Source organism: Nocardioides caeni (genome assembly GCF_004912195.1).
In the GTDB taxonomy this organism is placed as follows: Bacteria; Actinomycetota; Actinomycetes; order Propionibacteriales; family Nocardioidaceae; genus Nocardioides; species Nocardioides caeni.
In genome coordinates, this window is record NZ_STGW01000002.1 from 184,404 (window position 1) to 210,860 (window position 26,457).

Here is a 26,457-nt window from a genome sequence, read left to right on the forward strand (position 1 = left end):
ACGATTGGTGATAAAGACTACCTATCAACGTGACAATGTCCAGTTTGCGCCTTCGTCCGCACTTCACCGAGCGGCGATGCCGTCGTACATCACCGCCCGGATGGCCGCGCTCAAGCGGGCCTGACGCTCCGGTGTCGGATCACGGAGCGCGGCGAGGACCGAGCCGAGGATCATGCCGTTGATCGCCTGGCCGGTGGATTCCACGTCGAGGTCCGCGCGCAGGTAGCCGAGTCGCACGCCGTGCTCGAGGTAGGCCGCGGTGAGCGGCGTCGTCGTGTCGAAGAGATCGAGCATCCGCTCGCGCATCGCGTCGTCGATGCCGGCCGCGGAGAGGAGCAGCTGCGCCACCCGCGGGTCCTCGCTGAAGATCCGCGCGAGGCCGGCACCGATCCGCTCCGACTGCGCGCGATAGTCCTCCAGCGTGCTCACCGCGTCCGGCGCGTTCTCGGCAGCGAGCGTGGCCACGATCCGCTCGATCAGGTCGTCGATGACGTGCTCGACGATGTCGCGCTTGTTCTCGAAGTAGCGATAGAAGGTGCCGTGGCCGATCCCGAGCCGCGTGGCGATGTCGGCGATCCCCGTGGCGTGATAGCCCTGCTCGGCGAAGCAGGTGAAGGCCGCGTCGATGATCTCGCGCCGCGTCTCGGCCTTGCGCCGCTCCACCCGCGAGAGCCCGGGATCCACCGTCGTCATGCCGTCGAGCCTATTGCAGCGCCGGCGAAAATGACGATACGTTCCGAAACTGACATTCCATTCCGTTCGGTCAGGGGGACCTCGTGGGACGTGCCTTGGTGATCGGGTGCGGCGGCACCCTCGGCTTCGCGTGGACGGCCGCCGTCCTCGCCGAGCTGGAGCGGCAGGGCTGGGACCCGCGCACTGCCGACGTCCTCGTCGGTACGTCGGCCGGTGCCGAGCTCGTCGCGATGCTGGGCTCGGGCATCCGGGCCTCGGCGATCGACACCGCCGCCGACCGCACGGTCGCCGCGCACCTCTCCTCCCCCGACGCCCCGGGCAAGCTGCCCGGCCTTCCCCGGCCCTCACTGCCCGGGATCGGCTTGACGCTGGCCGCCCTGCGCCGCCGGGTCGACCTGCTCGCCGGGCTCTCCGGCCTGCTTCCCCGCGGCGGCGGCGATGCGCACTGGCTCGTCGACCTGGGGGACGCGCTCGCCACCCGGAGCGGCTGGACGAAGCACCCCGCCACGTGGCTGGTCGCGGCCGACGCCCGCACCGGCGAGCGGGTCCCGCTGGGCCACCCCGACGCACCCGCGACCACGCTCGGCACCGCCATCTCCGCGAGCTGGGCGATCCCCGGCTGGTTCCCGCCGGTCAAGGTCGGTGGCCGACGGCTGCTCGACGGTGGCGCCGTGTCCCCGACCTCGGCCGACCTGCTGCTGCCCGAGGTCGCCGACGGCCGGATCGACGAGGTCGTCATCGTGGCGCCCATGTCGAGCCACGGCGGCGCGCCCGCGCGCGGCCTTGTCCGCGGGGAGCGGCTGCTGCGCCACCCCATGACCCGCCGCGTCGACCGCGAGGTCGCGGCGCTGCGCGCCGCTGGAGCCCGCGTCGCCCGGATCGAGCCCAGCCGCGCCGACCTCGACGCGATGGGTGCCAACTTCATGGATGCCGCTCGTCTCAAGGACGTGCGCGCCACCGCCCGGGCCTCGGCCCCCACCCTCGTCTCCCGACGCCTCACGACCCTGGAGCCCCTGTCATGACCCGACCCACCCGCATCGATCTCGACGGCGCCCACGTCGTCATCACCGGCGGCGCCCGCGGCATCGGCCGTGCGACCGCCGAGGCCTTCCTCGCCCGCGGCGCGCGTGTGTCCATCGGCGATCTCGACCTCGACGCCGCCACCGCCATGGCGACCGAGACCGGCGCCAGCGCCCACCACGTCGACGTGGCCGACGCGGCGTCGTACGACGCCTTCGTGGATGCTGCCGAGGCCGAGCACGGTCCGGTCGACGTGCTGGTCAACAACGCCGGCGTGATGCCGAGCGGCGCCTTCCTCGACCAGACCCCGGCCGTCGACCGGCTGACGATGGAGGTCAACGTCCAGGGCGTCCTCAACGGCATGCGCCGGGTGCTGCCCGGCATGGTCGAGCGCCGCCACGGCCACGTCGTCAACATCGCCTCCCTCGCCGGCAAGTTCCCCGTGCCGGGCCTCGCGGTCTACAACGCGAGCAAGTTCGCCGTCGTCGGTCTCACCGCCGCGACCCGGCTGGAGATGGCACCACACGGCGTCACGCTCACCGCGATCCTGCCGAGCGCCGTCGACACCGACCTCGCCTCCGGCTTCGACATGAAGCCGATCCCCAAGGTCGCGCCCGAGGACATCGCCCACGCGGTGATCGCCTCCGTCGCCAACCGCGCCGCGGAGATCGCCGTCCCCCGCTACGTCGGGGCGCTGGCCGCCGGCAGTCACCTCGTCCCCGTCCCGGTGCTGGACCGGGTCCGCAAGGTGATCAAGGGCGACCGCGCCCTCCACCCCGACGAGTCGGCGCGGGCGTCGTACTCCGCACGTCTCGACCATGCTGCCGGCGCCACCCGGAGCAACGACAGCACCGATCGGAGCAACGCATGAGTGCCGCGACCCACGTCCACGACGCCGTCATCGTCGGCGCCGGCTTCGGCGGGATGGGAGCCGCCATCCAGCTCAAGCGCCTCGGCCACGACGACCTGGCGATCCTCGAGCGCGAGGACGACCTCGGCGGCACGTGGCACGTCAACCGCTATCCCGGCCTCGCCGTCGACATCCCATCGGCGACCTACTCCTACTCCTTCGAGCCCAACCCGCACTGGTCGCGTCTCTTCGCACCGGGGCCCGAGCTCAAGAAGTACGCCGAGCACGTCGCCGACAAGTACGACCTGCGTCGGCACATGCGCTTCGACACCGTCGTCGACGGCGCCCGCTGGGACGAGGAGAGCTCGACCTGGCACGTCAGGCTCACCACCGGCGAGACGGTCGTCGGCCGCTTCCTGCTGACCGCGACCGGGTTCCTCTCGCAGCCGAAGCTGCCCGACATCGCGGGCATCGAGGACTTTGCCGGCACGGTCGTGCACACCACCCGGTGGGACGACGACGTGGAGCTCGAGGGCAAGCGGGTCGGCATCATCGGGACCGGCGCCACCGCCGTGCAGCTGATCCCCGAGCTGGCGAAGATCGCCGGCCACCTCACCGTCTTCCAGCGGACGCCGATCTATGTCAGCCCGAAGCTGGACGGCCCCGTGCCGGGACTGGTCCGCGGCGCCTTCGCCAAGCTGCCGCTGACGCAGCGGGTCGCCCGCCTCGCCGGTACGTCGATCCTCGAGCTGATGATGGTCGCCGGGGTGCTGCACTTCCGGAACCTGCCGGCCGCCAACCAGATCGGCAGGCGCGCCTGTGAGGCGCACCTGCGGCGCCAGGTCAAGGACCCCGAGCTGCGCGCGAAGCTGACGCCCGACTACGACTTCGGCTGCAAGCGACCCACCTTCAGCAACACCTACTACCCGACGCTGACGCAGCCGCACGTGCACCTCGAGACCACCTCGATCGACCACGTCGACGCGACCGGCATCGTGACCGCGGACGGCGAGCGGGCCGACCTCGACGTGCTCGTCCTCGCGACCGGCTTCGACCTGTGGGAGACCAACTTCCCCGCCATCGAGATCATCGGCCGCGAGGGCCGCAACCTCGGCACGTGGTGGCGCGAGACCCGTTTCAGCGCCTACGAGGGCATCGCGGTGCCGAAGTTCCCGAACTTCTTCTCGCTCAACAGCCCGTACTCCTACTCGGGCCTGTCCTACTTCACGACCATCGAGACGCAGATGGCGCACATGGCACGCCTGCTCAAGGGAATGGAGAAGAGGGAGGCGGAGGTCTTCGAGGTCACCGAGCAGGCGAACACCGAGTTCCTCGACCGGATGACCGGTCTGCTCGACAACTCGGTGTTCAACGCCGGCCAGTGCTCGACCGCGCGCAGCTACTACTACAACCAGCACGGCGAAGCCGTGCTACTGCGCCCGACCTCGACGCTGTCCGCCCACCGCGAGGCCGCGCGGTTCCCGTTGGACGACTACGAGTTCCGCACGGCCTGACGCGGCTCGCTCAGCGGTAGGCGATCGGATCGACGCTCTGCCGCAGGTTGTCGTCGGCCGAGGTCCCGCCTCCGCACGCGTAGGGCGTCGCGAAGTCCCAGCAGTTGCGGTAGCGGATGCTCGTGTTGAGCAGGGTGACCTCGACCGCTGCGACCGTGGCGGTCGTGAACGGCACCCGCATCACCGCGTCGCCCCGAGCGTTGAGCGGCACCAGGGTGGTGCTGCGTGTGCCGTTGCGCCTGATCGTGGTGACCGCGGCGAAGGAGCCGCGGACCCTGTTGTCCAGGTTGAAGGCGAGCTTGAGCTTCCAGTTGCGCGCGGTCAGGCCCCGCGGGACGTAGCGCACCGTGGCCGAGGTGAGGTGCCGCATCCGCGGCGCGTACGCCGCCGGGTTGCTGCCCCGTCGGGTGGCACTCACGTTGACGGCCCTCGCCGGCGCGACCGGATAGGAAGCTCCCTCCGCATAGGCCCTGCGGGAGTTGCGGTTGGCGACCGCGAACAGGGCGTACTCCCGCTGGAAGGTCGTCCCGCGAGCCTTGAGCACGCGGGTGATGGCCCCCATCGAGAAGTCGTCGACGGCACCGGCACGCCCGTCCAGGCGGTTCCAGATGTCGCGGACGATGGTCGGGAGTCCGCCCTGAGCTGCGGGGAAGCGCTCGGAGAGGCGACGGAAGAAGATCCAGTTGCCGTAGTGCGTGCTTCCGCTCCAGGTGTCGAGCGAGACCGACGGCCGTCGGAGCTGCCCGGCGGACAGGTACTGCCGGTTGTCGTTGACGTCGTCGTAGAGCTCGTCCTCGGCCCAGGTGGCCGTGGCCTCCATCAGCCAGCCGTCCTCGAGGAAGTCGTAGGCGTACTGCACGGCATGGAAGTACTCGTGGGCGACCGTCACCCGGAGGCTGTCCAGCGGCGGTGCGCCGAACTCCTCGACCGAGAAGTCGTTGTCGAGGGCGCAGTAGGCGGACACGTCGTAGCCGGGCTCCAGCGATCCCGGCTGGGTCTTCGGATCGTCGCTGTCGCAGTAGCCGTAGAGCGACTCGTCCTCGTTGACCAGGTCCTCGAGGTAGACGTCGAGCCTGCCGTCGCCGCCGTTGTCGGGCGAGTCGGCGTCCGACAGCGGGGGCCGGTAGCCGGCGTCGACGTAGGTCTGCCGCACCTGATCGACGGTGGCGAGCACGGTGTCGACGTAGTCGGGAATGCTGTTGCCGCTGTTGTCCACACTGGCCACGGCGTCCTCGCCCACGGTCGTGTAGTGCACGCACGTGGAGGCACTGCAGACGGTCTGTGGCCCCAGGGGGCGGGCGAGCAGCGCTCTCGCCACCGCGCGGTCCGCGCGGGGCAGATCACCGAGCGCGACCCGCAGGTCGCGCAGCGCCAGGGTCGCGGAGCGGGACGGATCGCCCGCGGCCGGGCCCTCGAAGGCGGCCTCGGCCCTGGCCAGGGTGGCCGACGCGGCTGCCTGGCGGGCGGTGGGGCCCGACGCGGCGCCGGGCCCCTTGCCGTCGTCGGCGTGAGCGGCGGTCGGGATCACCGGGAGGGCGAGGGCAGCGGCAAGGAACGCGCCACCGAGCGGGCGCAGACGTGAAGACATCACAACCTCTTCAGAAGGGAACCAGGGGGTCAGCCGGCAGCCTTCCAGAGTGGGCCGACGGTGACAGGCGATTCTGCGGAGAACCGATCCGTCAACCCGTCGCGTTCGGGTCGCGCCAGGCGCGTTCGAACGGCAGCCGCCAGGCATAGGGGGCGATCAGCTGGTGGATCTGGTTCGGTCCCCAGCTGCCCTGACGGTAGGGCCGCACGACGGGCGGGTTGTCGAGCAGTGGCGCAGAGACCTCCCACAGCCGTTCGATGCCCTCGGCGGAGGTGAACAGCGTCTGGTCGCCGCGCGCGGCGTCGTAGATCAACCGCTCGTAGGCCTCCAGGACGGAGCCGGCCCAGGTGGTGTCGGTCATCGCGAACTGCATGGAGAGCTTGTCGAGCTTCATGCCGGGACCCGGTCGCTTGCCGTAGAAGGACAGCGACATCTTGGCCTTGTCGGCGAGGTCGAAGGTCAGGTGGTCGGGCCCGTGGTCGCCGACGCCCGAATTGCTCGGGAACATCGACTTCGGGGGCTCCTTGAAGGCGATCGAGATGATCCGCGCGCCCTCGGCCAGCCGCTTCCCCGTGCGCAGGTAGAACGGCACGCCGGCCCAGCGCCAGTTGTCGATGTAGCACTTGAGCGCGATGAAGGTCTCGGTCTCCGACTCGGGTGCGACGCCGGGGATGTCGCGGTAGCCCTGGTACTGCCCGCGCACCACGTCCGCAGGATCGATCGGCAGCATCGAGCGGAAGACCTTGTTCTTCTCCTCGTTGATGGCGTGCGGCGTCAGCTCGGTCGGCGGCTCCAGCGCGATGAAGGCGAGCACCTGGAAGAGGTGGGTGACCACCATGTCCTTGTAGGCGCCGGTGGACTCGTAGAAGTTGGCGCGCTGGTCGAGCCCGAGCTCCTCGGGGACGTCGATCTGGATGTGGTCGATGTTGTTGCGGTGCCAGATCGGCTCGAAGAGACCGTTGGCGAACCGGAACGCGAGGATGTTCTGGGCCGCCTCCTTGCCGAGGAAGTGGTCGATCCGATAGATCTGCGACTCCTCGAAGGTCTGGTGCAGCTCGGCGTTGAGCGCCTTGGCGGACGCAAGGTCGACGCCGAACGGCTTCTCCATGATGATCCGGCTGCCCTCGACGAGGTCGGCCTCGTCGAGGGTCTTCACGACCGAGAGCGCGGCCTTGGGCGGGACGCTCAGGTAGTGCAGGCGGATCCGGTCGCCGTCGCGCCCGGACTCGGCCTTCTCGACCGCGGCCCGCAGGCCGGAGGCACCCTCGGCGCCGGGCGCCCAGTGCAGCTGCTGGGCGAACTCAGGCCAGGCGGCCATGTCGCCGTCGTCCCCGGAGAACTCCTTGACCGCCTCGTGCACGAACGCGACGAAGGACTCGGTGGTGTGGTCGTCGAGCGACGTACCGACGATGCGCAGGTCGGGCAGCAGGCCGGTCTCGAACAGGTGGAGCATCCCCGGCAGCAGCTTGCGGCGAGCCAGGTCGCCGGTCGCCCCGAACAGGACCACCGTCACCGGCTTCTGCGTCCTCGATGCCATGTCCTCCACTGTGCCTCCTCGGTGTTTCCGCCACGATAACGACAAGCGACCCCCGGCTGGCTGACGCGAAGCGGAGAGCCGGCGTCAGCCGAGGCGGGCGCGGAGTCCGGCGAGCACGACGGTCAGGCCGACGTGGAAGTCGTCGGTGTCGTAGGCGCGGTCTGCCGTCGGTCGGCCCTGCTGCTGGAGCTGCTCGTCGATCACGTGGCCGAACACGAAGTGCTGCAGCGTCCGGGCACCCACGCGCGCGAGATCGCCGTCCGCACCCGCCCGGGACAGGGCATCGGCCATCCGCTGCTCGGGACCGGTGGCGCCCAGGCCCAGGGCGTGAACGCGTGCGACGAGGGCGGCGCCGTCACGGCAGGCGAGCATCGCGTCGCGCAGCTCGGCGCAGACCAGGCGGAGCTCGGCGTCCCAGGTGACGATCTCGGCGCCCCGGCGGCCACGGACGAGCAGCTCCTCCGCGATCGCAGCGAGCAGGGCGTCCTTGTTGGTGAAGTGGTGATAGAGCGCGCTGGGCTGGATGCCGAGGTCGGCGGCGAGCTTGCGCATGGACAGCTGGTCGACCCCGGTCGAGTCGAGCAGGGCGATCGCCCGGGCGACGACGTCGGTCTTGCGGTAACGCATCTCCCCCTCCCCCTGACTGGCCCGATCTGAGACCCCACTCTAACCTTAACACCGTTCAGTCCGGGCCGAGCCTCGGCCGGCCCCGCTCACTTCGACGAAAGCATCTCCATGACCCGCCGCCCCCTGATGGACGTCGCCCTCATCGCCGCCTTCGCCGCGCTCATCGCGGTGTGCGCGATCCTCCCCGACATCAAGACCGGGGTCGGCGTGCCGTACTCCCTGCAGACCTTCGGCGTCCTGCTCGCCGGCGCCGTCCTCGGTCCGCGCCGCGGCTTCCTGGCCGTCGTGCTCTATCTCGCCCTGGGCCTGGTGCTGCCGATCTACTCGGGCGGCTCGTCCGGCATCGCGCACTACAGCGGCGTGACGGCGGGCTACCTCGTCGCCTTCCCGCTCGCGGCGGCGCTCTGCGGCTACCTCGTCCACCGCAACGCCGCGCGCGCCACGGACTTCACCCTCGTCTTCACCTGCGGCCTGCTCAGCAGCTTCGTCTTCGTCCACACCCTCGGCCCGCTGAACCTCGCCTGGCGGGCGGACCTGAGCATCCGCGAGGCCTTCACGTACGACGCCGCCTACTTCCCCGGTGACATCGCCAAGAACATCGTCATGGCGCTGGTCGCCACGGCCGTGCATCGCGCCTTCCCGGACCTGATCGCCCGCCGGCGGCGCCCCGTCGACGTCACCGAGGAGCTCAGCCCGGCATGAGCCGGATCCAGCTCGAGCGGGTCGTCGTCACCGCCCCGACGCCGGGTGGACCGGCGCCGGAGGTGACGATCCTGCGCGAGACCAGCCTCGAGCTGACCGAGCAGCGGATCGCCCTGATCGGCCCCAACGGCTCGGGGAAGTCGACGCTCGCCCGGTTGGTCAACGGGCTGGTCGAGCCGACCGCCGGGCGGGTCGTGGTCGACGGCCTGGACGTCGCCCGCAAAGGTCGGGACGTACGACGCCGCGTCGGCTTCGTCTTCACCGACCCCAGCGCGCAGCTCGTGATGCCGACGGTGCTCGAGGACGTCGCCCTGTCCCTGCGCCACCGCGTCCGCGGCCGCGAGGCACGCAGCGAGGCCGCCCGGACGGTGCTGGCCGGCTACGGGCTGGCCGAGCTCGCAGATCGCAGCGTCCACACGCTCTCCGGCGGCCAGCGCCAGCTCCTCGCCATCGCGGGCGTGCTCGCCACCGATCCGGCCATCCTCGTGGCCGACGAGCCGACCACCCTGCTCGACCTCCGCAACGCCCGGCGCATCGGCGACCTGCTGCTCGGGCTGCCACAGCAGCTGGTGCTCGCCACCCACGACCTCGACCTCGCGCAGCGCTGCGACCGCGCCCTGCTGATCGACGACGGCGCCGTGGTCGCCGACGGCGCGCCGGCCGAGGTCGTGGCGCACTACCGGGCCCTCGCCGTCACCCCGCAGGACACCTGATGGCGGCCAGCCCGATCGGGGACTACCAGCCGGGCACCACCGTGCTGCACCGGCTGCCGGTCGGCGCGAAGCTGTCGGGCCTGGTCGTCCTGAGCGTGCTGGCCGTCGTGTTCCGCGGCGTGCCGACCACCAGTGGCCTGCTGGCACTCGCCCTGGTCCTCGCGTTCGTCGCGCGCGTGCGGCTCGGCCGGGCCGTGCGGGCGCTGCGCGGAGTGCTGATCGGACTGGTGCTGCTGTCGGCGTACCAGACCTGGCAGCGGGGTCCCGAGCATGCCTTCGTCGTCGTGGGTGCGCTGGTGGCGATGGTGCTGCTCGCGACGGTCTTCACCACGACCACGTCGGCGGAGCAGATGATCGACGCGGTCACCCGGTGGCTCGAGCCCTTCCGCCGCTTCGGGGTCAGCCCGGAGCTGGTGGCGCTGGCGTTCTCGCTGACCATCCGCAGCATCCCGCTCACGCTCGAGATCGCCGCCGAGACCCGCGACGCCGCGCGGGCGCGCGGCCTCGAGCGCAACCCGCGCGCGCTGCTGACCCCGTTGGTCATCCGGGTGGTCGCCCACGCCCGCGCGACCGGGGACGCGCTGCACGCGCGCGGGCTGGGTGACGACTGAGACGGGTGGCGTAGGCCATCGGGCCTCACGTATCCTCTCGACCTGAACACTGTTCAGTTCGGCCGAAGGAGCCCCATGAGCATCGACTTCAACGCGTTGGCGACCCGCATCCTCGACGGCGGCCCCGACAGCGAGGCCACCGAGGCCGACGCCCTGGCGGTCCTCCAGGCGCCCGACCTCGAACTGATGTTTCTCGTCGCGGCAGCCGGTCGGCTGCGCCGCCAGCACTTCGGCAACACGGTCAAGGTCAACTACCTGGTCAACCTCAAGTCGGGCCTGTGTCCGGAGAACTGCAACTACTGCAGCCAGGCCGTCGGCTCCGAGGCGCCGATCCTCAAGTACTCCTACCTCTCCAAGGAGGAGACCCTCGAGCAGGCCGGCGCCGGCCTCCGCGGCGGCGCCACCCGCGTCTGCATGGTCTCCTCGGGCCGCGGGCCGTCGAACCGCGACATCGACAAGGTCGTGGAGATGACCGAGGCGCTGAAGGATGAATACGAAGGCGTCGAGGTCTGTGCCTGTCTGGGCCTGCTCAAGGACGGCCAGGCCGAGCGACTCAAGGACGCCGGGGTCGACGCCTACAACCACAACATCAACACCGCCGAGTCCCACCACGACAACATCGTCCAGACCCACACCTACGAGGACCGGATCGACACCATCGGCAGGGCCAAGTCGGCCGGCCTGTCCCCCTGCTCCGGCCTGATCGCCGGACTCGGCGAGACCGATGAGCAGCTGGTCGAGGCCCTCTTCGCGCTGAAGGCGCTGGACACCGACTCGATCCCGGTGAACTTCCTGATGCCGTTCGACGGCACGCCGTACGAGAACACCTGGGAGCTCTCCCCCACCCGCTGCGTCAAGATCCTGACGATGGCGCGCTTCGTGTGCCCCGACAAGGAGATCCGCATCGCCGGCGGCCGCGAGCTGCACCTGCGGACGCTGCAGGCGACCGCGCTGCACGTCGCGAACTCGATCTTCCTCGGCGACTACCTCACCTCCGAGGGCCAGGACGCACTCGCCGACCTGCACATGCTGCGCGACAACGGCTTCTCGATCCTCGGCCTCGACGACGCCGGCTTCGCCGAGCTGATCGCCACCCACGAGCTCAACGCAGCCAACGCCGCGACCGTGCACCGGTCGCACGCGGTGTCGACCACGCCGTGCGGCTCGTCGGCGGGCACCGGGTGCGGCGACGGCTGCGGCGGCTGCTCGATCGCCCAGGCGCCCGCCGAGGACAACAAGCCGGTGATCCGCGCCCGCGGCGCGGGCACCGAAGTCGCCGCCAACGCCTGAGGACCACGCCCGTGCTCGCGACCGCCGAAACCCTCGCCTTCGACCGCGAGCACCTCTGGCACCCCTACACGTCGATGACCGAGCCCACCCCGGTGCGGCTCGTCACCGGCGCGTCCGGCGCACGGCTCACCCTCACCGACCCGAGGCTCGGGTACGACGACCGCGAGGTCGTCGACGGCATGTCGTCCTGGTGGGCGGCGATCCACGGCTACCGGCACCCGGTCCTCGACGCGGCCCTCTCCCGGCAGGCCGGCGAGTTCTCGCACGTGATGTTCGGCGGGCTCACCCACGCGCCTGCAGTGGAGCTCGGGCAGCGGCTCGTGTCGATGACCCCGGAGCCGCTGGAGCGGGTCTTCCTCGCCGACTCCGGGTCGGTGTCGGTCGAGGTCGCGATGAAGATGGTGCTGCAGTACCAACGCGGGCGCGGGCGCCCCGAGCGCACCCGGATGCTCACCGTCCGCGGCGGCTATCACGGTGACACCGCGCACCCGATGAGCGTCACCGATCCCGAGGGCGGGATGCACGCGATGTGGCAGGGAGTCCTGCCGACGCAGGTCTTCGGGCAGGTCCCACCGCGGATCGGCGCGGGGCCGGGCTACGTCGAGATGTGGGCATCGCATCTGGTGAACGAGATCGCCGCGCACCGCAGCGAGCTCGCCGGGATCATCGTCGAGCCGCTGCTCCAGGGGGCGGGCGGCATGTGGGCCTACGACCCCGAGTGCCTCGTGGTGCTGCGCGACCTCGCCGACGAGCACGACCTGCTGCTCGTCTTCGACGAGATCGCGACCGGCTTCGGCCGCACCGGCCACCTCTTCGTCAGTGAGCTCGTGACCCCCGACATCCTCTGCGTCGGCAAGGCACTGACCGGCGGCTACCTCACCCTCGCCGCGGTACTGACCACCGACGAGGTCGCCCGCGGCATCTCCGCGAGCGAGGCCGGCGTGGTGATGCACGGCCCGACGTTCATGGGCAACCCGCTGGCCTGCGCGGTCGCGAGCGCGTCGATCGACCTGCTGGTCTCCTCCGACTGGGCCGCCGACGTGGGCCGGATCGCCGACCGGCTGACGGCCGGGCTGGAGCCGCTGCGGGAGGCGCCGGGCGTGGCCGACGTGCGGACGATCGGCGCCGTGGGCGTCGTACAGCTCGACCACGACGTCGACGTGGTGGCGGCGACCGACGCGGCCATCGAGGCAGGCGTGTGGCTGCGTCCCTTCCGCGACCTGGTCTATGCCATGCCGCCCTACGTCATCAGTGACGACGAGCTGGACACGCTCGTCGCGGGGATCGGAGCGGCGGTGCGAGCCGGATGAAAATCACCCCACGACCTTCTTCTCCTCCGCTGCGCTCCCCCGAACAACGCCGCGGGGACCCCGGAAAAGCCAGCGCTTGGCAGCAGTGGCTGGCCGACGAGGCGAGCACGCGCGAAGAGGCGGGGCTGACCCGGCGGCTGCGCGAGCGGCCGGCCGACGACCCGACGACCGACCTCGCCGGCAACGACTACCTCGGCCTCGCCCGCGATTCCGCCGTCCGGCGGGCGGCCGCGGATGCCGCGCTGGAGTGGGGGTCCGGCGCCAGCGCCTCGCGGCTCGTCACCGGCACCTTCGCACTGCACGCCGAGCTCGAGCAGGAGCTGGCCGACTACCTCGGGCAGCCGTCCGCGCTGGTCTTCTCGACCGGCTACCACGCCAACCTCGCGATCGTCTCCGCGCTCGCGGACCGCACCACGCGGGTGATCTCGGACGCGCACATCCACGCCTCGCTGGTCGACGCGGTCCGGCTCTCCCGCGCGCAGCTGACCGTGGTGCCGCACAGTGACGTGGAGGCCGTCCGCGCCGGCCTGGTCTCCGCCGCGGAGGCGGGTGAGCGCGCGATGGTGCTCGCGGAGTCCGTCTACTCGGTGCTCGGCGACGCCGCTCCGCTGGTCGAGCTGGCCGCGCTCTGCGAGGAGTACGCCGCCCTGCTGGTCGCCGACGAGGCCCACGGCGTCGGCGTCCACGGCCCCGGCCTGGTGGCCGAGCTGGGGCTGGCCGGTCTGCCGCACGTCGTCGTCAGTGCGACGCTGTCGAAGGCGCTGGGCAGCCAGGGCGGCGCGATCCTCGGGCCGGTCGCCCTGCGCGAGCACCTGGTCAACCGCGCGCGGCCGTTCATCTTCGACACCGGGCTCGCCCCCGCGTCGACTGCCGGTGCGCTGGCGGCGCTGCGGGAGATCCGGCGTCGTCCCGAGCTGGGCGCGACCGTGCGCGCGCGGGTCGCCGCGCTGGCGGACGCGCTCGGCGTGGTCGCGCCCGCGGGCGCCGTGCTGTCCGTGCCGATGTCCTCGCCGCAGGCAGCGGTCGCCGCGCAGGCTGCCGCACTCGAGGCCGGGCTGCGGGTCGGCTGCTTCCGCCCGCCGTCCGTGCCCGACGGCATCTCCCGGCTGCGGATCACGGTCACCGCCGGCGTGCCGGCCGACGACTGGGCGCGTGCGGTCGAGACGCTGGTGGCACTCGTGAAGGAGCACCAGTGACCCGCGTGGTGGTGGTGACCGGCACCGACACCGGGGTCGGCAAGACCGTCGCCACCGCCGCGCTCGCTGCCCGAGCGGTGGCCGCCGGCGAGCGGGTGCTCGTCGTGAAGCCGGTGCAGACCGGCATCGGCGGCGCGCACCCCGACGTGCCCGACGTCGCCACGGTGCGGGGGCTGGCCGGGGTGGAGGCCGTGCAGTTCGTGGCGCTCGACGAGCCACTCGCGCCGGACACCGCCGCCCGCCGCCAGGGGGTGCCGATCCCGCCCGTGCGCGAGCACGTCAGCCGCATCCGGGAGCTGATCGCCGGGGCGTCGTACGACCTGGTCATCGTCGAGGGCGCCGGCGGCCTCCTCGTCCGACTCGACGCCGAGGGCGGCACCCTGCTCGACATCGCCCGCGACCTCACCTTCGCCCTGCGCCGCCGGGGACCCGACGACGTCGTCTCCTCCCCCGTCGAGGTCGTCGTGGTCACCCGCGCCGGCCTCGGCACCCTCAACCACACCGAGCTCACCGTCACCGCCCTGCGCGCCGTCCAGGTCGAGCCGGCCGGCCTGATCATCGGCGCCTGGCCGGCCGAGCCCGCGCTGGCTGAGTCCTGCAACCGCGACGACCTCCCCCGCATCACCGGCGTGCCCGTGCTCGGCGTACTCCCGGCAGGCGCCGGCTCCCTCGCCCCTCCCGATTTCCGGGCCGCGGCGCCGGGGTGGTTCGGGCTGTAACACGCTGATCGCCGGCCTGGCAGCCCTGAGTCGGATGTAACACGTCGTCGGCCGACCTTGGGGGACCGTGTCGGATGTTCGGGGACCGTGCAGAGCCTGATTTCGCCGACACGGGTCGCGTAGGCGGGCCAACAACGTGTTACATCCGACTCGGGTCGCCCTGATCGGCCAGCAACGTGTTACATCACCACAGCGGCGGCCGCCGGCCCCGCCACGGCTGCGCGGCCTCGAGCTGGGCGGCGAGGGAGAGCAGGACGCCCTCCTCGGCGGGGCGCGCGGCGAGCATCATGCCGATCGGCAGCCCGGTCGACGACTGGTGGAGCGGCAGCGAGATGGCGGGCATGCCGGTGACGTTCCAGGCGGAGGTCCACGGGGTGAACCGCTTCTGCGCCTCGAAGTCGGCGGCCGGATCGGTGTCGTCGCGGATCGCGCCGACGGGCAGCGGGACGGTGGCGAGCGTCGGCGTCAGCACGGCGTCGTACGGCGTGAGCGCGACGAGCGCGTCCGCCGCATGCCGTCGCAGCTGACCGATCGCCAGCCCGAACTCCGGGCCGGACACCGCCTCCCCGCGCTCGCCCAGCCACCGGGTCAACGGCCGCAGCGTGCCGCGCTGCTCCGGCGTCAGGGTCACGGTCGACAGGGCCGTCAGCACGGCCCAGCAGGTCTCGAAGACGCCGACGGCCTCCGGCGGGATCGGGACGGCGATGTCCTCGACCACGTGGCCGAGCGAGGACAGCAAGGCGGTCGTGGCGTCATAGGCCGCCCGTACCTCCGGGTCGATGTCGACCTCGGCGATCACGGGCGCGTCGAAGCAGGCGATCCGCAGGCGTCCGGGCTCGCGCCGGGTCGCTGCCAGGAAGGTCTCACCCGCCGCGGGCGCCCATGTCGGGTCGCCGATCCGCCGCCCCGCCTGCACGTCGAGCAGCGCGGCCGCGTCCGCGACCGACCGGGCGATCGAGCCCGACGTGGCGAGACCGACCGGGTCGCCGTACATCGGGAAGCCGGAGATCCGGCCGCGGGTCGGCTTGAGGCCGACCAGGCCACAGCAGGATGCCGGGATCCGGATCGAGCCGCCGCCGTCGGACCCCTGCGCCACCGAGACCAGTCCGGCCGCGACCGCCGAGGCGGCACCACCGGACGAGCCGCCGGCCATCCGGGTGGTGTCCCAGGGCGTCACCGCAGGCGGCCGCCCCTCCGGCTCGGTGTAGCAGGGTGAGCCGAACTCGGGCGTGCTGGTCTTGCCGAGGCTCACCATGCCGGCGTCCTCGATCGCCAGCGTGACGCCGTCCGACACCTCCGGCACGTAGCCGGCGAAGGCGGGCGAGCCGAAGGCCGTCGGCACCCCGCGGGTCAGGTTGAGGTCCTTGATCGCGGTCGGTACGCCGGCGAGCGGTGACGCACCGTCGCCCACCGGACCCACCGCGGCGACCTCGCGGGCACGCCGGCGCGCGGCGTCGGGGTCGAGGAACGCGAACGCGCCGTCGACGTACTCCGAGGAGACGGCGGCGGCGCGTTCGATGCGCTGCAGGTAGTGCTCGGTGAGCTCGACGGGGCTGGTCTCGCCGGAGCGGATCAGCTCCCCCTGCTCGAGGGCGGTCAGGTCGTGGAGTTCGGCCACGCCCCGACCCTATGCCGGTGGTTGAGGTGCGAGCTTGCGAGCCTCCAAACCTCGGGGACGTCAGGCGGCAGAGACCGCCGGCGCGAACTCGGCCAGCGTCGTGACGGCGGCGACCAGCTTGGCGCGGACGTCGGCGTCGGTGGTGGGGTCGACCTCGATGGCCGACTGGGAGACGGTGACCTCCTCGACCACGACGGCTCCGGCGATGCCGGCCGAGCGCACGGTGTCGGCGTGGGCCCACTTGCCGCCGTAGGGCGTCGGGGTCGCCCCGACGACACCGAACGGCTTGCCGACGAGCGCGCCCGCGCCGTAGGGCCGCGAGAGCCAGTCGATGGCGTTGTTGAGGACAGCCGGCATGGTGCCGTTGTATTCCGGCGTGACGGCGAGGACGCGGTCGGCGCCGGAGACGCGCTCGCGCAGGGCGACGGCCGCGGCCGGCGCGGAGGCGGCGTCGAGGTCCTCGTTGTAGAACGGCAGCTCGCCCAGGCCCTCGACGATGTCGAGCTCGACGCCGGCGGGCGCCTCGTCGCGGAGCAGCTCGGCGAGCTTGCGGTTGAGGGAGTCGGCGCGGAGGCTGCCGACGAGGACGGCGATGCGGGTGGTGTCAGTCATGACGGGCTAAACGGACCGTGGTCCGCTTTCATTCCCGCGCCTCCGATCCTTTTCCCGGGCGGGTGTCGGAGCCACCGCCTAGGCTGACGCAACCATGTCGAAGGACCTCCCGCTGCTCGTCTCGGCGCCCGCGGAGCGGCGGGATGCCGCCCGCAACCGACGGGCGCTGCTGGACGCGGCGGCGGAGCTGATGGGTGGCTGTGGCGCCGAGGCCCTGACGATGGACGCCGTGGCCGCGAGGGCCGGCGTCGGCAAGGGCACGGTGTTTCGCCGCTTCGGCAGCCGCGAGGGGCTGATGGCCTCGCTGCTCAACCACCGCGAGGAGGAGTGGCAGGCGGCCGTCATCAGCGGCCCGCCGCCGCTCGGCCCCGGCGCGGAGCCGATGGACCGCCTGCTGGCGTTCGGCGCCTCACGTCTGCGCCTGCACCTCGACCAGGGCGCACTCATCGAGGCGGCCGGACGGACCTGGGGCGAGAACTACGCGGTGCTCGGCTTCGCGAGCATGCACGTGCGCATCCTTCTCGGCCTCCTCGGCGTCGAGGGCAACCTCCCCTACCTCGCCACCGCGATCATCGCTCCCCTCGGCATCCCGGTCCTGCGTCAACAGATCGACCATGGTGGGATGACCGAGGAGCAGGTGCTCGCCGGCTGGTCCGAGCTGGTCCAGCGCATCGTGAAGGGAACTCCATGATCGACGTCCAGCCGCCGGCCCCGCAGCCCCGGCGCAGTCGACGCCGCCCGATCGCCCTCGCCACCGCCGGGGTGCTGCTGCTCGGTTCGGCGGCCGCGTTCGGCGCCTGGTGGCTCCAGCGCGAGCCCGACCACCCCGACAAGTGGGATCCCCGGGTGGTCGAGTTCGTGGACTTCGTCGAGGACGAGCGCGGCCTCGACTTCGAGCATCCGGTGTACGTCGACTTCCTCACCGACGAGGAGTTCGACAAGGAGGTCAGCTCCGACGACTCCGAGCTCACTGACGAGGACCGCGAGGAGATCCAGCAGTCGGAGGGCATCCTGCGCGCCCTGGGCCTGCTCCCTCACGACGTCGACCTGCTCGACGCCACCAACGACCTGCTGACCGGCGCCGTCATCGGCCTCTACGACCCCGAGGACAAGCGGATCCGGATGCGGGGCACGAAGCTGACACCCGAGGTCCGCTCCACGCTGGTCCACGAGCTCACCCACGCCCTCCAGGACCAGCACTTCGACCTCGAGGAGAAGGCCGACGAGCACGAGGAGAGCGACGACAGCAGCGCCGCGGCCGTGTGGAGCGCGATCGTCGAGGGCGACGCCGACCGCGTCGAGGACGCCTGGGCGGAGTCCCTCTCGCCCGAGGACCGCAAGGAGCTGACGCGGGCCCAGGCCGACCAGTCACGCGACGCCGCCGACGACCTCGCGGACGTCCCGCCCTTCCTCACCACGCTGATCGGGTCGTCGTACGCCCTCGGCAGCATCCTGCTGGGCCTCGCCGACGAGCTCGACGGCACCGACGGGATCGACGACCTCTTCTCCGACCCACCGGTGAGCGAGGAGGCGTTGGTCGATCCGTGGACGGCGTTGGTCGACGACGAGTCAGCCACCTCGGTCGATGAGCCGGACATCCCCGACGGCGCCGAGGAGATCGACGCGGGCACCTTCGGCTCGCCCTCGCTGCTCTTCGTGCTCGCCGAGCGGATCTCGCCCCAGGTCGCGCTGGGGGCCGCGGACGGCTGGGGCGGCGACCACTACGTCGCCTACGAGCAGGACGACCGCACCTGCATCCGCGTCGACTACGTCGGCGACAGCCGGCGCGACGTCACCGAGCTCCGCTCCGCCCTGCGCTCGTGGATCGCCGAGGGTCCGGGCGGTACGGCGAGCGTCTCCGACCACGACGAGGGCCTCCGCTTCGAGTCCTGCGACCCCGGCGAGCGCTCACGAGCGGGCAACGGCGGATCGGCCGATGCGCTGCAGCTGGCGGCGGCGCGCGGGCAGATCGCGATCGAGGTGCTGCCCGGCGGCGCGCCGGAGGAGTTCGCGCGCTGCTACGCCGACGTCCTCGTGCGCGAGCTGTCGATCGCGGAGCTCAGCAGCAGCCAGGCCTCGTCCGAGCTGCAGAGCCGGGTGGAATCGCTCGCCCAACGCTGCCTGTGAGCCGCTGCTCGGTCCCCGATCAATCCTCGTGGTGGCGCAGCAGACCGTAGGTGAGCCCGTCGGCCAGTGCCTCCCACGAGGCCTCGATCATGTTGGCGCCGACCCCCACGGTGACCCACGAGGACTCCCCGTCGGAGGTCTCGATGAGCACGCGGGTGATCGCGTCGGTGCCGTGCCCCTGGTCGAGGATGCGGACCTTGAAGTCGATGAGCTCGAACTTCGCGATCTCCGGGAAGGCCTGACCGATCGCCGAGCGCAGCGCCTGGTCGAGCGCGTTGACCGGACCGTTGCCCTCACCCGTCACGACATAGCGGACTCCACCGGCGTGCAGCTTGACGGTGGCCTCCGACACGGCCTCCTCGCCCGGCTGGGCGTTGGTCAGCGTCTCGGTGATGACGCGCCAGCTCTCCACGTCGAAGTACGACGGACGCCGGCCCTCGACCTCCTCCGCGAGCAGCAGCTCGAAGGACGCGTCGGCCGCCTCGAAGGTGTAGCCGCGCGACTCCAGCTCCTTGACCCGCGCGGTCACCCGGGTCACCAGCTCGGGTGAGTCGGACAGGTCGAAGCCGAGCTCCTTGCCCTTGAGCTCGATCGTGGCGCGACCCGCCATGTCCGAGACCAGCAGGCGCATGTCGTTGCCGACACCGGCCGGGTCCATGTGCTGGTAGAGGTCGGGGTCGATCTTGATGGCGCTGGCGTGCAGGCCGGCCTTGTGCGCGAACGCCGACGTGCCGACGTAGGGCTGACGCGCGGACGGCGGCATGTTGGTGACCTCCGCGACCGCGTGCGCGATCCGGGTCGCCTCGGACAGCAGGCCCGGCGGCAGCACCTGCCGGTCGAGCTTGAGCTCCAGGTTGGCGACCACGTTGACGAGGTCGGCGTTGCCGGTCCGCTCGCCGTAGCCGTTGATGCAGCCCTGGACGTGCGTCGCGCCGGCGTCGACGGCGGCCAGCGTATTCGCGACGGCGAGGCCGGTGTCGTTGTGGCAGTGGATGCCGACCCGGACGCCGGTCGTGCCCACCACGTCGTTGACCACGTCGGCGACCCAGCCGGGCAGCATGCCGCCGTTGGTGTCACACAGCGCGATGACCTCCGCGCCCGCGTCGTAGGCCGTGCGCAGCACCTCGAGCGCATAGGAGCGGTCGAGCCGGTAGCCGTCGAAGAAGTGCTCGGCGTCCAGGAAGACCTGCTGTCCCTCGGCCCGGAGGTGACTGACGGTGTCGCGGACCATCGCGAGGTTCTCCTCGGGAGTGGTCCGCAGCGCCTTCTCGACGTGGCCGATGTGGGACTTCGCGACGAGGGTGACGACGCCCGCGCCGCTGTCGCGGAGCGCGGCGACCTGCGGGTCGTCGGCCGCGCGGATGCCGGCCTTGCGGGTCGCGCCGAAGGCGGCGAGGCGGGCGTGCTCGAGGTCCAGCTCCGCCGCCGCGCGACGGAAGAACTCGGTGTCCTTCGGGTTCGCTCCCGGCCAGCCGCCCTCGATGTAGCCGACGCCGAGCCCGTCCAGGTGACGCGCGATGGCGAGCTTGTCGGCGACCGTCGGGTTGAGGCCCTCCTGCTGCATGCCGTCGCGCAGGGTGGTGTCGTAGACGTGGAAGGAACCGTGGAGGTCGAGCTGCTCGTTCATCGCGGGCTCAGTCTCCCACGTGGGTGAGACGGGCGTCTCACAGGTCGAATCACCAGCCGAACGGGCCGGTCGACCACGGCATCCAGTTGACGCCGCTGATCGCGAGGAGGCCGAGCACGACGGCCACCGCCAGGAGTCCCGCACAGACGAACAGCCAGGAGCCGGTGCGTTGGCACGCCGGGTGCAGGACCCGTGAGATCGGCGAGCGGAAGCGGCTCGCGCCCGGGCCTGACCACAGCGCGACGCCGAGCGTCGTCCCCGTGATCAGCAGCGTGCTCCCGACGTCGAGGGCCAGGGCGTAGCAGAGCAGGCCCGCGGCCAACCCCAGGCCGACGCTCCACGACACCAGCACCACCGTCCCGGTGATCGCACGGACCAGGTGCCACGGGCTCGTCGAGATCCAGCGCAGGGCGTCGTACCACTTGACCCCGCGGACCGTACGGCGATCCGCCACCGCCGACGTCGCGAGGGAGCCGGCGCGCAGCAGCCAGACCGCGATCACCACGACGACGCTGGCCACCCACGGCACGGCCGCGAAGCCGGCGCCGAGTCCGACGGCACCGATCCCGATCGCCACCCACTGGCGCAGCCGCTCCGGCAACGGCGCCTTCGGCGCCGGGCCCGGCTCGACGAGGCCGTAGGCCTGGTCCCACTCCTGCTCCATCCGCGTCATCGCGTCGGTGCGGGCGACGGGCGCGGCGAGGGTGGGCGGCAGGGTCGGTGGTGGCGGGGACGCCGGACGCGACGGAGGCGGCGCGGCTGCCGGCATGGCCGGGGCCGGTGGCAGGGGTGGGGCCGGCGTCGCCCGGACCGGCGCAGGCGGGCGTGGCGGTGTCGCGACGTCGAGGCCACCCGCGAGAGCCAGCGGCAGCGTGAAGTCGTCGTCCTCGGGCGGAGGCGGCGCGAAGAGCACGCCCGGCGGCGCCACCGACGGCAGGTCGGGCCGGGTGCTCAGTGGGCGCAGCCAGGCGAGGATCTCGGCGAGCAGCGGCCGCTCGAGCGGATCGGGGTGGAGCGCCGCGGCGAGGACGTCGGCGAGCGGCTGCTCGATGCCGGCCAGGTCGTGCTGGCCGCGGCGGGTGCGGTCCATGATCGCCGCCGACGGACCACGGCCGTAGGGCGCGCGTCCGGTCGCCGCGTAGGCGACGGTGGCGGCCCAGGCGTGCACGTCGGCTGCGGGGGTCGCGTCGTCGCCGTAGAGGATCTCGGGCGCCAGGTAGCCCGGGGTGCCGAGGAGCCAGCCGGTCTGGGTGAGACGTACGTCGTCCGCGACCCTCGCGAGGCCGAAGTCGATGAGGATCGGCGGACGCCCCTCCATCAGCACGTTGCCCGGCTTCACGTCGCGGTGCAGCACGCCCACGGTGTGCACGGCCGCGACGCCCTCGGCGAGGCAGCCGGCCAGCCAGTGCAGGTCGCTGCCGACCACTGGCCCCTCGGATTGCACGTGCTCGTGCAGCGACAGGCCGGGGACGTAGCGGGTGACGACATAGGGCACCTCGGCCCACGGGTCGGCGTCGATCATCTCGGCGATCCACGGGCTGCGCACCCGCTGCAGCGAGTTGACCTCCCGGGCCAGCCGTCCCCGCGCCTCCTCGTCACCGGCGACCTGGGGGCGCAGGAGCTTCAGGGCGACCCGGCGGCCGTCGGCGCCCTGCGCGAGGTGGACGATGCCCATGCCGCCCTCGCCGAGGCGGGTCAGCAGGCGGTAGTCACCGACGTACGTCGGGGGCTCGCCGGGTCGGGTCGTCACGCAGCGAGGTTACTCGGACGACGCGTCCAGCTCGGCGATCAGCCGCTTGCCGGCGACGAGGCGGAACGACGCGTCGAGCAGCTCGCCCACCTCGTCCCAGTCGGTCCGCTCGTCGGCGAGGTCGAGGGCACGCCACCCGGCCGGACCGTAGTAGGCGGGCACGAAGAAGCGCTCGTCCTCGTCGACGGCGGTCAGCTCGGCCGGGTCGATCTTGACCAGGAGCGCGGTGTCGACCCGATGGTGCTCGCCGGGAGCGCGCTTCTCGCCTCCGCCGTAGACCGCGAAGACCTTGCCCTTCTCCCCCGCCTTGAAGTTCGGTCGGCCGTGGCTCACGAACTCCACGGCCGACGGCAGGGCGGCGCAGGCCTCCCGGAGCCGGATCAGCTCCGGCTCGTCCCCGCTGAACATGATCGGGTGCGCCACGGGCGAGCCTCAGACGACCTTGTGCATCCAGCCGAAGGTGTCCTCGTTGCGGCCGAGCTGGGTGCCGACGAGTGCCTCGCGGATCCGCATGGTGAGGTCCTGGCTCGCGGGCGCGGGTGTCTCTCCACCGGCGTACTTCAACGAGCCGACGGGCGTGACGACCGCGGCCGTGCCGCAGGCGAAGATCTCGGTGATCCGGCCACTCGCGACGTCGTCGCGCCACTCGTCGATGCCGAAGCGGCGCTCGGTGACCTGGTGGCCCATCTTGCCGGCGAGCTCGATGATCGAGGCGCGGGTGATGCCCTCGAGGATGGTGCCGGTCTCGGGGGTGACGATGGAGCCGTCGTCGTAGACGAAGTACATGTTCATCCCGCCGAGCTCCTCGACGTACTTCCCCTCCTGCGCGTCGAGGAAGACCACCTGGTCGCAGCCCTCGGCGTAGGCCTCCTGCTGGGCGACCAGCGACGAGGCGTAGTTGCCGCCCGTCTTGGCGGCGCCCATGCCGCCGCGTCCCGCGCGGGTGTAGTCCTCGGTGAGCCAGAGCGTGACGGGCTTGATGCCGCCCTTGAAGTAGGCGCCGGCAGGGCTCGTGATCACCATGAAGGTGACGTGCTGGGCCGGGCGCACGCCGAGGAACTTCTCGGAGGCGAACATGAAGGGCCGGATGTAGAGGCTCTTCTCGCCGCCGTCGGCGTTGCCGGGCACCCAGCGGGCGTCGACCTTGACGAGCTCCTCGACCGCCTGGATGAAGTCGGGCACCTCGAGGACGGGCAGCGCCAGGCGGTGGCTGGAGCGCTTCATCCGCTCGGCGTTGGCCTCCGGACGGAAGAGCCACAGCGAGTCCCCGTCGGCACCGTCGTGACGGTAGGCCTTCATCCCCTCGAAGGTCTCCTGCGCGTAGTGCAGGACAGCCGCCGCCGGGTCGAGCGTGATCGGTCCGTACGGCGTGATGCGCGCGTCGTACCAACCCCGCTCGGGGGTCCACTCGACCGTGAACATGTGGTCGGAGAAGTGGGTGCCGAAGCCGGGGTTGGCCAGGATCTCTGCCAGCCGGGCGTCGTCGGTGGGGTTCGCAGAGAGCGTGGTGGTGATCTGCATGGTCATCAGGTTAGTCCTCGTTAACGCGGGTCGGGAGTGGGCCGTCTGCCCGCGCTCAGGGGGATTCCCCTGAACCGGGCTCAGCCTGCTACTCGCGCGGCGATCGCGTCGCCGACCTCCGGCGTACGACGCTGCTGACCCGGCTCGCGTGCCTCGAGGTCGGCGAGCACGGCGGTCTCGACGCGGGCGGCGGCCTCGGGGTGGCCGAGGTGGTCGAGGAGCAGCGCGCCGGAGAGGATCGCGGCGGTGGGGTCGGCGATCAGCTGACCGGCGATGTCGGGGGCGGAGCCGTGGACGGGCTCGAACATCGACGGCGCGGTGCGGTCGGGGTTGACGTTGCCGGAGGCGGCCAGGCCGATGCCACCGGAGATGGCGGCGGCGAGGTCGGTGACGATGTCGCCGAAGAGGTTGTCGGTGACGATGACGTCGAAGCGCTGCGGGTCGGTGGTCAGGTAGATCATGACCGCGTCGATGTGGCAGTAGTCGGTGGTGACGTCGGGGTACTCGGCGGCGACCTCCTGGAAGAGGCGCCACCACACCTGGCCGGCGTTGACCAGCACGTTGGTCTTGTGGACCAGCGTCAGCAACTTGGCTGGCCGCTTCTGGGCACGGGCGAAGGCGTCACGGATGACGCGCTCGACACCGAAGGCGGTGTTGACGGAGACCTCGGTGGCGACCTCGGCAGGGGTGCCGACGCGCAGCGCGCCGCCGTTGCCGGTGTAGGGGCCCTCGGTGCCCTCACGGACGACGACGAAGTCGACCTCGCCCTTGGCCAGCACCGCGTCGGAGAGCGGCGCGACCGAGCCGGGGTAGATCCGCGACGGCCGCAGGTTGACGTAGTGGTCGAGCTCGAAGCGCAGCTTGAGAAGTAGCCCCCGCTCGAGGATGCCCGGGGGCAGGTTCGGGTCGTTGGGCTTGCCGCCGACGGCACCGAGCAGGAGGGCGTCCTGGCCGCGGATCTCCTCCAGCACGCTGTCGGGGAGCACCTCGCCGGTGCGCAGGTAGCGCTCGGCGCCGAGGTCGTAGGACGTCTGGGCGAACTTGAGGTCGGACGGGGCCGCGACCTCGAGGACCTTGAGCGCCTCGGCGGTGCCCTCGGGGCCGATGCCGTCGCCGGGAATGACGCCGAGCGCCACCTGTCCGGTGGTCACGGGCGTGGTCGAGGATGCGGTGGAGTCGCTCATGACCGAAAACCCTAGTTGTCGTCCGGACGGCGGTCGTCACCGTCTCGCAGGTCAATCCCGTGGGCCGGCGTCTCGAGGACCTCGAGGTGGAGCGGGTGGTCGGGGTCGTGCTTGGCCGGCCCCCACTCGCGGGAGTCGAGGTAACGGGCGGTGCTGCGACGGGTCGTGCTGGCGGCAGTGGTGAACATGCTGCTGGTTTCCTTCGGGGCTTCGATCGAACGGGAGTCGAGAAGCCCACGCGGTGTGGGAACGCCGCAATCACCGCGGCGAGGTGGCCTCTCTCAGGCCTCGCCGCGGCGCACGATTACGAGGAAAGCGCTCCGCATGGTGAGGAAAGCGTAGGACATGCGCGACGCCCTGTCCCGACAATCCGTGCGGGTGTTCGCGATGCGAGACCCCGGTCCGTGGCGTTGGTACGGCGGGTGAGACTCGATCCATGAGCGCGCCCCCGGAGCTTCCCGACGTCGTCACCCGCGCGTTCGACGTCTCCCGGCGCGCCGGCTACGTGTCCTTCTGCCGCAACGAGACCGGCCGACTGCTGGCGACCCTCGCCGCGACGCGTGAGGGCACGATGGCCGAGTTCGGCACCGGCTGCGGTGTCGGTACGGCGTGGCTGCGCTCGGGCGTGCGCAACGACAAGGCCCGCATCCTGACCGCCGAGCTGGACCCGAAGCTCGCCGCGGCGGCCGGCGAGATCTTCGACGAGGATCCGCTGGTCGACGTACTCGAGGCGGACTGGTCGACCCTCCTCGACAAGGGGCCCTACTCGCTGCTGTTCCTCGACTCGGGCGACCGGGAGGCCGTGCGCGTCGACAAGATCGCCGACCTCGTCGAGCCAGGCGGCATCGTCGTCCTCGACGACTTCTTCCCCTGCGAGATGTGGCCCCCCATCACCGGCGGCCGCGTCGACACGCTGCGTGAGGAGTGGCTGACCGACGAGCGGTTCACCACCGTCGAGGTGATGGTCGCCGCCGATGCCTCCGCGTTGATCGCCACCCGTCGCTAGCGCGTCGTCCCGGGCGAATCTGTCGTCACATCGCCCGGAAGGGAGCAGATTCGCACGGGAGGACGGGCTCACACCTCGCCGGGCTGGGCCTTCCTGAGGGCGATGCAGGTCCAGGCGCCGAGGAAGACCCGGTCGTCGGGTCCGAGCTCGCGCTTGGCGCCGGCGGCGATCGGGGCCTTGGGCAGCTGCCCGACGGCCGACCCGACATAGGTGCCGTTGGAGGAGCCGAGGTCCTCGACCCACCAACGCGAGCCGTCGGTCGTCAGCTGGCAGTGGCGGCGGCTGATCCCGTTGTCGGTCGTGAGGTCGATGTCGGGGTGGATGCCGCGGCTGCGGGAGGTGCGGCCGACGAGGACCGACGTCGCCCGCAGCGGTACGACGGCGGGCACGCCCGCGGACGGCAGCGGATCGCTCGACTCCTGCTCGGCGTACCAGTCGGGATCGATCCAGACCTCCGCGACCCATCCCGAGGTCAGGGGCGGCGCGACGGACGCTGCGGGAGCAGCAGGGGTGGCCGGGGTCGCGAGGTCGAGGACGTTGTCGAGGTTCGGGGGCGCGACCGGGCGGGGCATCGCACCGGTGGTGAAGTCGTAGCCGCAGGCCTCGCAGAAAAGGGCGTTGGGCGGGGTGCTCGCCGCGCAG

The 26,457-nt window shown here is 71.8% G+C and carries 26 protein-coding genes; 13 read left to right on the forward strand and 13 right to left on the reverse strand.

Features of this window, described 5'->3' with window-relative positions:
* Window positions 1–63: 63 nt before the first annotated feature.
* Window positions 64–693, reverse strand: a complete 630-nt coding sequence (locus tag E9934_RS04655; RefSeq protein WP_136561696.1) for a TetR/AcrR family transcriptional regulator — start codon at window positions 691–693, stop codon at window positions 64–66.
* A gap of 83 nt (window positions 694–776) precedes the next feature.
* On the opposite strand from E9934_RS04655, the gene E9934_RS04660 reads away from it, so the two are divergent.
* From E9934_RS04660 to E9934_RS04670, 3 genes are read left to right on the forward strand one after another with little or no spacing between them, the layout of a single operon-like run.
* Window positions 777–1,715, forward strand: a complete 939-nt coding sequence (locus tag E9934_RS04660) for a patatin-like phospholipase family protein (protein ID WP_202977198.1) — start codon at window positions 777–779, stop codon at window positions 1,713–1,715.
* Window positions 1,712–2,584: an SDR family oxidoreductase gene (locus E9934_RS04665; RefSeq protein ID WP_136561697.1), complete on the forward strand. Its 873-nt coding sequence runs from the start codon at window positions 1,712–1,714 to the stop codon at window positions 2,582–2,584. The genes E9934_RS04660 and E9934_RS04665 overlap by 4 nt, the downstream gene beginning before the upstream one ends.
* On the forward strand, window positions 2,581–4,077 hold the full coding sequence (locus E9934_RS04670) for a flavin-containing monooxygenase (protein WP_136561698.1): 1,497 nt from the start codon (window positions 2,581–2,583) through the stop codon (window positions 4,075–4,077). The genes E9934_RS04665 and E9934_RS04670 overlap by 4 nt, the downstream gene beginning before the upstream one ends.
* Before the next feature lie 10 nt (window positions 4,078–4,087).
* Here the strand turns inward: E9934_RS04670 and E9934_RS04675 are convergent, their stop codons facing one another.
* The 3 genes from E9934_RS04675 to E9934_RS04685 all read right to left on the reverse strand — a co-directional run bounded on the left by E9934_RS04675 (window position 4,088) and on the right by E9934_RS04685 (window position 7,829).
* A complete protein-coding gene (locus E9934_RS04675) occupies window positions 4,088–5,665 on the reverse strand; it encodes an MXAN_6640 family putative metalloprotease (RefSeq protein WP_136561699.1) in 1,578 nt (525 codons plus the stop codon).
* Window positions 5,666–5,756: 91 nt separating this feature from the next.
* Window positions 5,757–7,202 carry a glucose-6-phosphate dehydrogenase gene (zwf, locus tag E9934_RS04680; protein WP_136561700.1) on the reverse strand — a complete coding sequence of 482 codons (1,446 nt, stop codon included), beginning with the start codon at window positions 7,200–7,202 and terminating at the stop codon, window positions 5,757–5,759.
* An 84-nt stretch (window positions 7,203–7,286) separates the two neighbouring features.
* Window positions 7,287–7,829, reverse strand: a complete 543-nt coding sequence (locus E9934_RS04685) for a TetR family transcriptional regulator (protein WP_136561701.1) — start codon at window positions 7,827–7,829, stop codon at window positions 7,287–7,289.
* A 108-nt stretch (window positions 7,830–7,937) separates the two neighbouring features.
* On the opposite strand from E9934_RS04685, the gene E9934_RS04690 reads away from it, so the two are divergent.
* The 7 genes from E9934_RS04690 to bioD all read left to right on the forward strand — a co-directional run bounded on the left by E9934_RS04690 (window position 7,938) and on the right by bioD (window position 14,370).
* Entirely contained in the window at window positions 7,938–8,531 is a 594-nt protein-coding gene (locus tag E9934_RS04690; RefSeq protein WP_136561702.1) for a biotin transporter BioY, read from the forward strand.
* A complete protein-coding gene (locus E9934_RS04695; RefSeq protein WP_136561703.1) occupies window positions 8,528–9,244 on the forward strand; it encodes an energy-coupling factor ABC transporter ATP-binding protein in 717 nt (238 codons plus the stop codon). Before E9934_RS04690 ends, E9934_RS04695 begins: the two co-directional genes overlap by 4 nt.
* Complete coding sequence (locus E9934_RS04700) at window positions 9,244–9,855, forward strand: energy-coupling factor transporter transmembrane component T family protein (RefSeq protein ID WP_136561704.1); 612 nt, start codon at window positions 9,244–9,246, stop codon at window positions 9,853–9,855. The genes E9934_RS04695 and E9934_RS04700 overlap by 1 nt, the downstream gene beginning before the upstream one ends.
* A gap of 75 nt (window positions 9,856–9,930) precedes the next feature.
* Window positions 9,931–11,145 (forward strand): biotin synthase BioB, encoded by a 1,215-nt coding sequence (gene bioB / locus E9934_RS04705; protein ID WP_136561705.1) that lies wholly within the window; start codon window positions 9,931–9,933, stop codon window positions 11,143–11,145.
* 11 nt (window positions 11,146–11,156) lie between these two features.
* Window positions 11,157–12,455 carry an adenosylmethionine--8-amino-7-oxononanoate transaminase gene (locus E9934_RS04710; RefSeq protein WP_136561706.1) on the forward strand — a complete coding sequence of 433 codons (1,299 nt, stop codon included), beginning with the start codon at window positions 11,157–11,159 and terminating at the stop codon, window positions 12,453–12,455.
* A complete protein-coding gene (locus E9934_RS04715; RefSeq protein ID WP_136561707.1) occupies window positions 12,452–13,651 on the forward strand; it encodes an 8-amino-7-oxononanoate synthase in 1,200 nt (399 codons plus the stop codon). Before E9934_RS04710 ends, E9934_RS04715 begins: the two co-directional genes overlap by 4 nt.
* Window positions 13,648–14,370, forward strand: coding sequence for a dethiobiotin synthase (gene bioD / locus E9934_RS04720; protein ID WP_136561708.1), 723 nt, complete (start codon window positions 13,648–13,650; stop codon window positions 14,368–14,370). Before E9934_RS04715 ends, bioD begins: the two co-directional genes overlap by 4 nt.
* Before the next feature lie 184 nt (window positions 14,371–14,554).
* Here the strand turns inward: bioD and E9934_RS04725 are convergent, their stop codons facing one another.
* Window positions 14,555–15,988 (reverse strand): amidase, encoded by a 1,434-nt coding sequence (locus E9934_RS04725; RefSeq protein WP_136561709.1) that lies wholly within the window; start codon window positions 15,986–15,988, stop codon window positions 14,555–14,557.
* A gap of 60 nt (window positions 15,989–16,048) precedes the next feature.
* Complete coding sequence (locus E9934_RS04730) at window positions 16,049–16,600, reverse strand: NAD(P)H-dependent oxidoreductase (RefSeq protein WP_136561710.1); 552 nt, start codon at window positions 16,598–16,600, stop codon at window positions 16,049–16,051.
* Window positions 16,601–16,694: 94 nt separating this feature from the next.
* Between E9934_RS04730 and E9934_RS04735 the strand changes: the two genes are divergently transcribed.
* On the forward strand, window positions 16,695–17,291 hold the full coding sequence (locus E9934_RS04735; RefSeq protein ID WP_136561711.1) for a TetR/AcrR family transcriptional regulator: 597 nt from the start codon (window positions 16,695–16,697) through the stop codon (window positions 17,289–17,291).
* Entirely contained in the window at window positions 17,288–18,727 is a 1,440-nt protein-coding gene (locus E9934_RS04740) for a hypothetical protein (RefSeq protein WP_136561712.1), read from the forward strand. The genes E9934_RS04735 and E9934_RS04740 overlap by 4 nt, the downstream gene beginning before the upstream one ends.
* A gap of 19 nt (window positions 18,728–18,746) precedes the next feature.
* On the opposite strand, the gene cimA is transcribed toward E9934_RS04740, so the two are convergent.
* The 6 genes from cimA to E9934_RS19515 all read right to left on the reverse strand — a co-directional run bounded on the left by cimA (window position 18,747) and on the right by E9934_RS19515 (window position 24,997).
* Complete coding sequence (cimA, locus tag E9934_RS04745; RefSeq protein ID WP_136561713.1) at window positions 18,747–20,354, reverse strand: citramalate synthase; 1,608 nt, start codon at window positions 20,352–20,354, stop codon at window positions 18,747–18,749.
* 49 nt (window positions 20,355–20,403) lie between these two features.
* On the reverse strand, window positions 20,404–22,104 hold the full coding sequence (locus tag E9934_RS04750; RefSeq protein WP_136561714.1) for a serine/threonine-protein kinase: 1,701 nt from the start codon (window positions 22,102–22,104) through the stop codon (window positions 20,404–20,406).
* 9 nt (window positions 22,105–22,113) lie between these two features.
* The gene (locus tag E9934_RS04755) at window positions 22,114–22,527 is read right to left on the reverse strand and encodes an MmcQ/YjbR family DNA-binding protein (protein WP_136561715.1); all 414 of its coding nucleotides are present in this window, start codon (window positions 22,525–22,527) and stop codon (window positions 22,114–22,116) included.
* Window positions 22,528–22,536: 9 nt separating this feature from the next.
* Complete coding sequence (locus tag E9934_RS04760; protein WP_202977208.1) at window positions 22,537–23,625, reverse strand: branched-chain amino acid aminotransferase; 1,089 nt, start codon at window positions 23,623–23,625, stop codon at window positions 22,537–22,539.
* 80 nt (window positions 23,626–23,705) lie between these two features.
* On the reverse strand, window positions 23,706–24,809 hold the full coding sequence (locus tag E9934_RS04765) for a 3-isopropylmalate dehydrogenase (RefSeq protein ID WP_136561717.1): 1,104 nt from the start codon (window positions 24,807–24,809) through the stop codon (window positions 23,706–23,708).
* Between the two features lie 11 nt (window positions 24,810–24,820).
* The gene (locus tag E9934_RS19515) at window positions 24,821–24,997 is read right to left on the reverse strand and encodes a hypothetical protein (protein WP_158294927.1); all 177 of its coding nucleotides are present in this window, start codon (window positions 24,995–24,997) and stop codon (window positions 24,821–24,823) included.
* A 248-nt stretch (window positions 24,998–25,245) separates the two neighbouring features.
* On the opposite strand from E9934_RS19515, the gene E9934_RS04770 reads away from it, so the two are divergent.
* Window positions 25,246–25,815: an O-methyltransferase gene (locus tag E9934_RS04770; protein ID WP_136561718.1), complete on the forward strand. Its 570-nt coding sequence runs from the start codon at window positions 25,246–25,248 to the stop codon at window positions 25,813–25,815.
* Window positions 25,816–25,883: 68 nt separating this feature from the next.
* Here E9934_RS04770 and E9934_RS19520 read toward each other — a convergent pair.
* Window positions 25,884–26,457: FHA domain-containing protein (locus tag E9934_RS19520; protein WP_158294928.1), on the reverse strand; the 574-nt coding region annotated here is incomplete at its 5' end.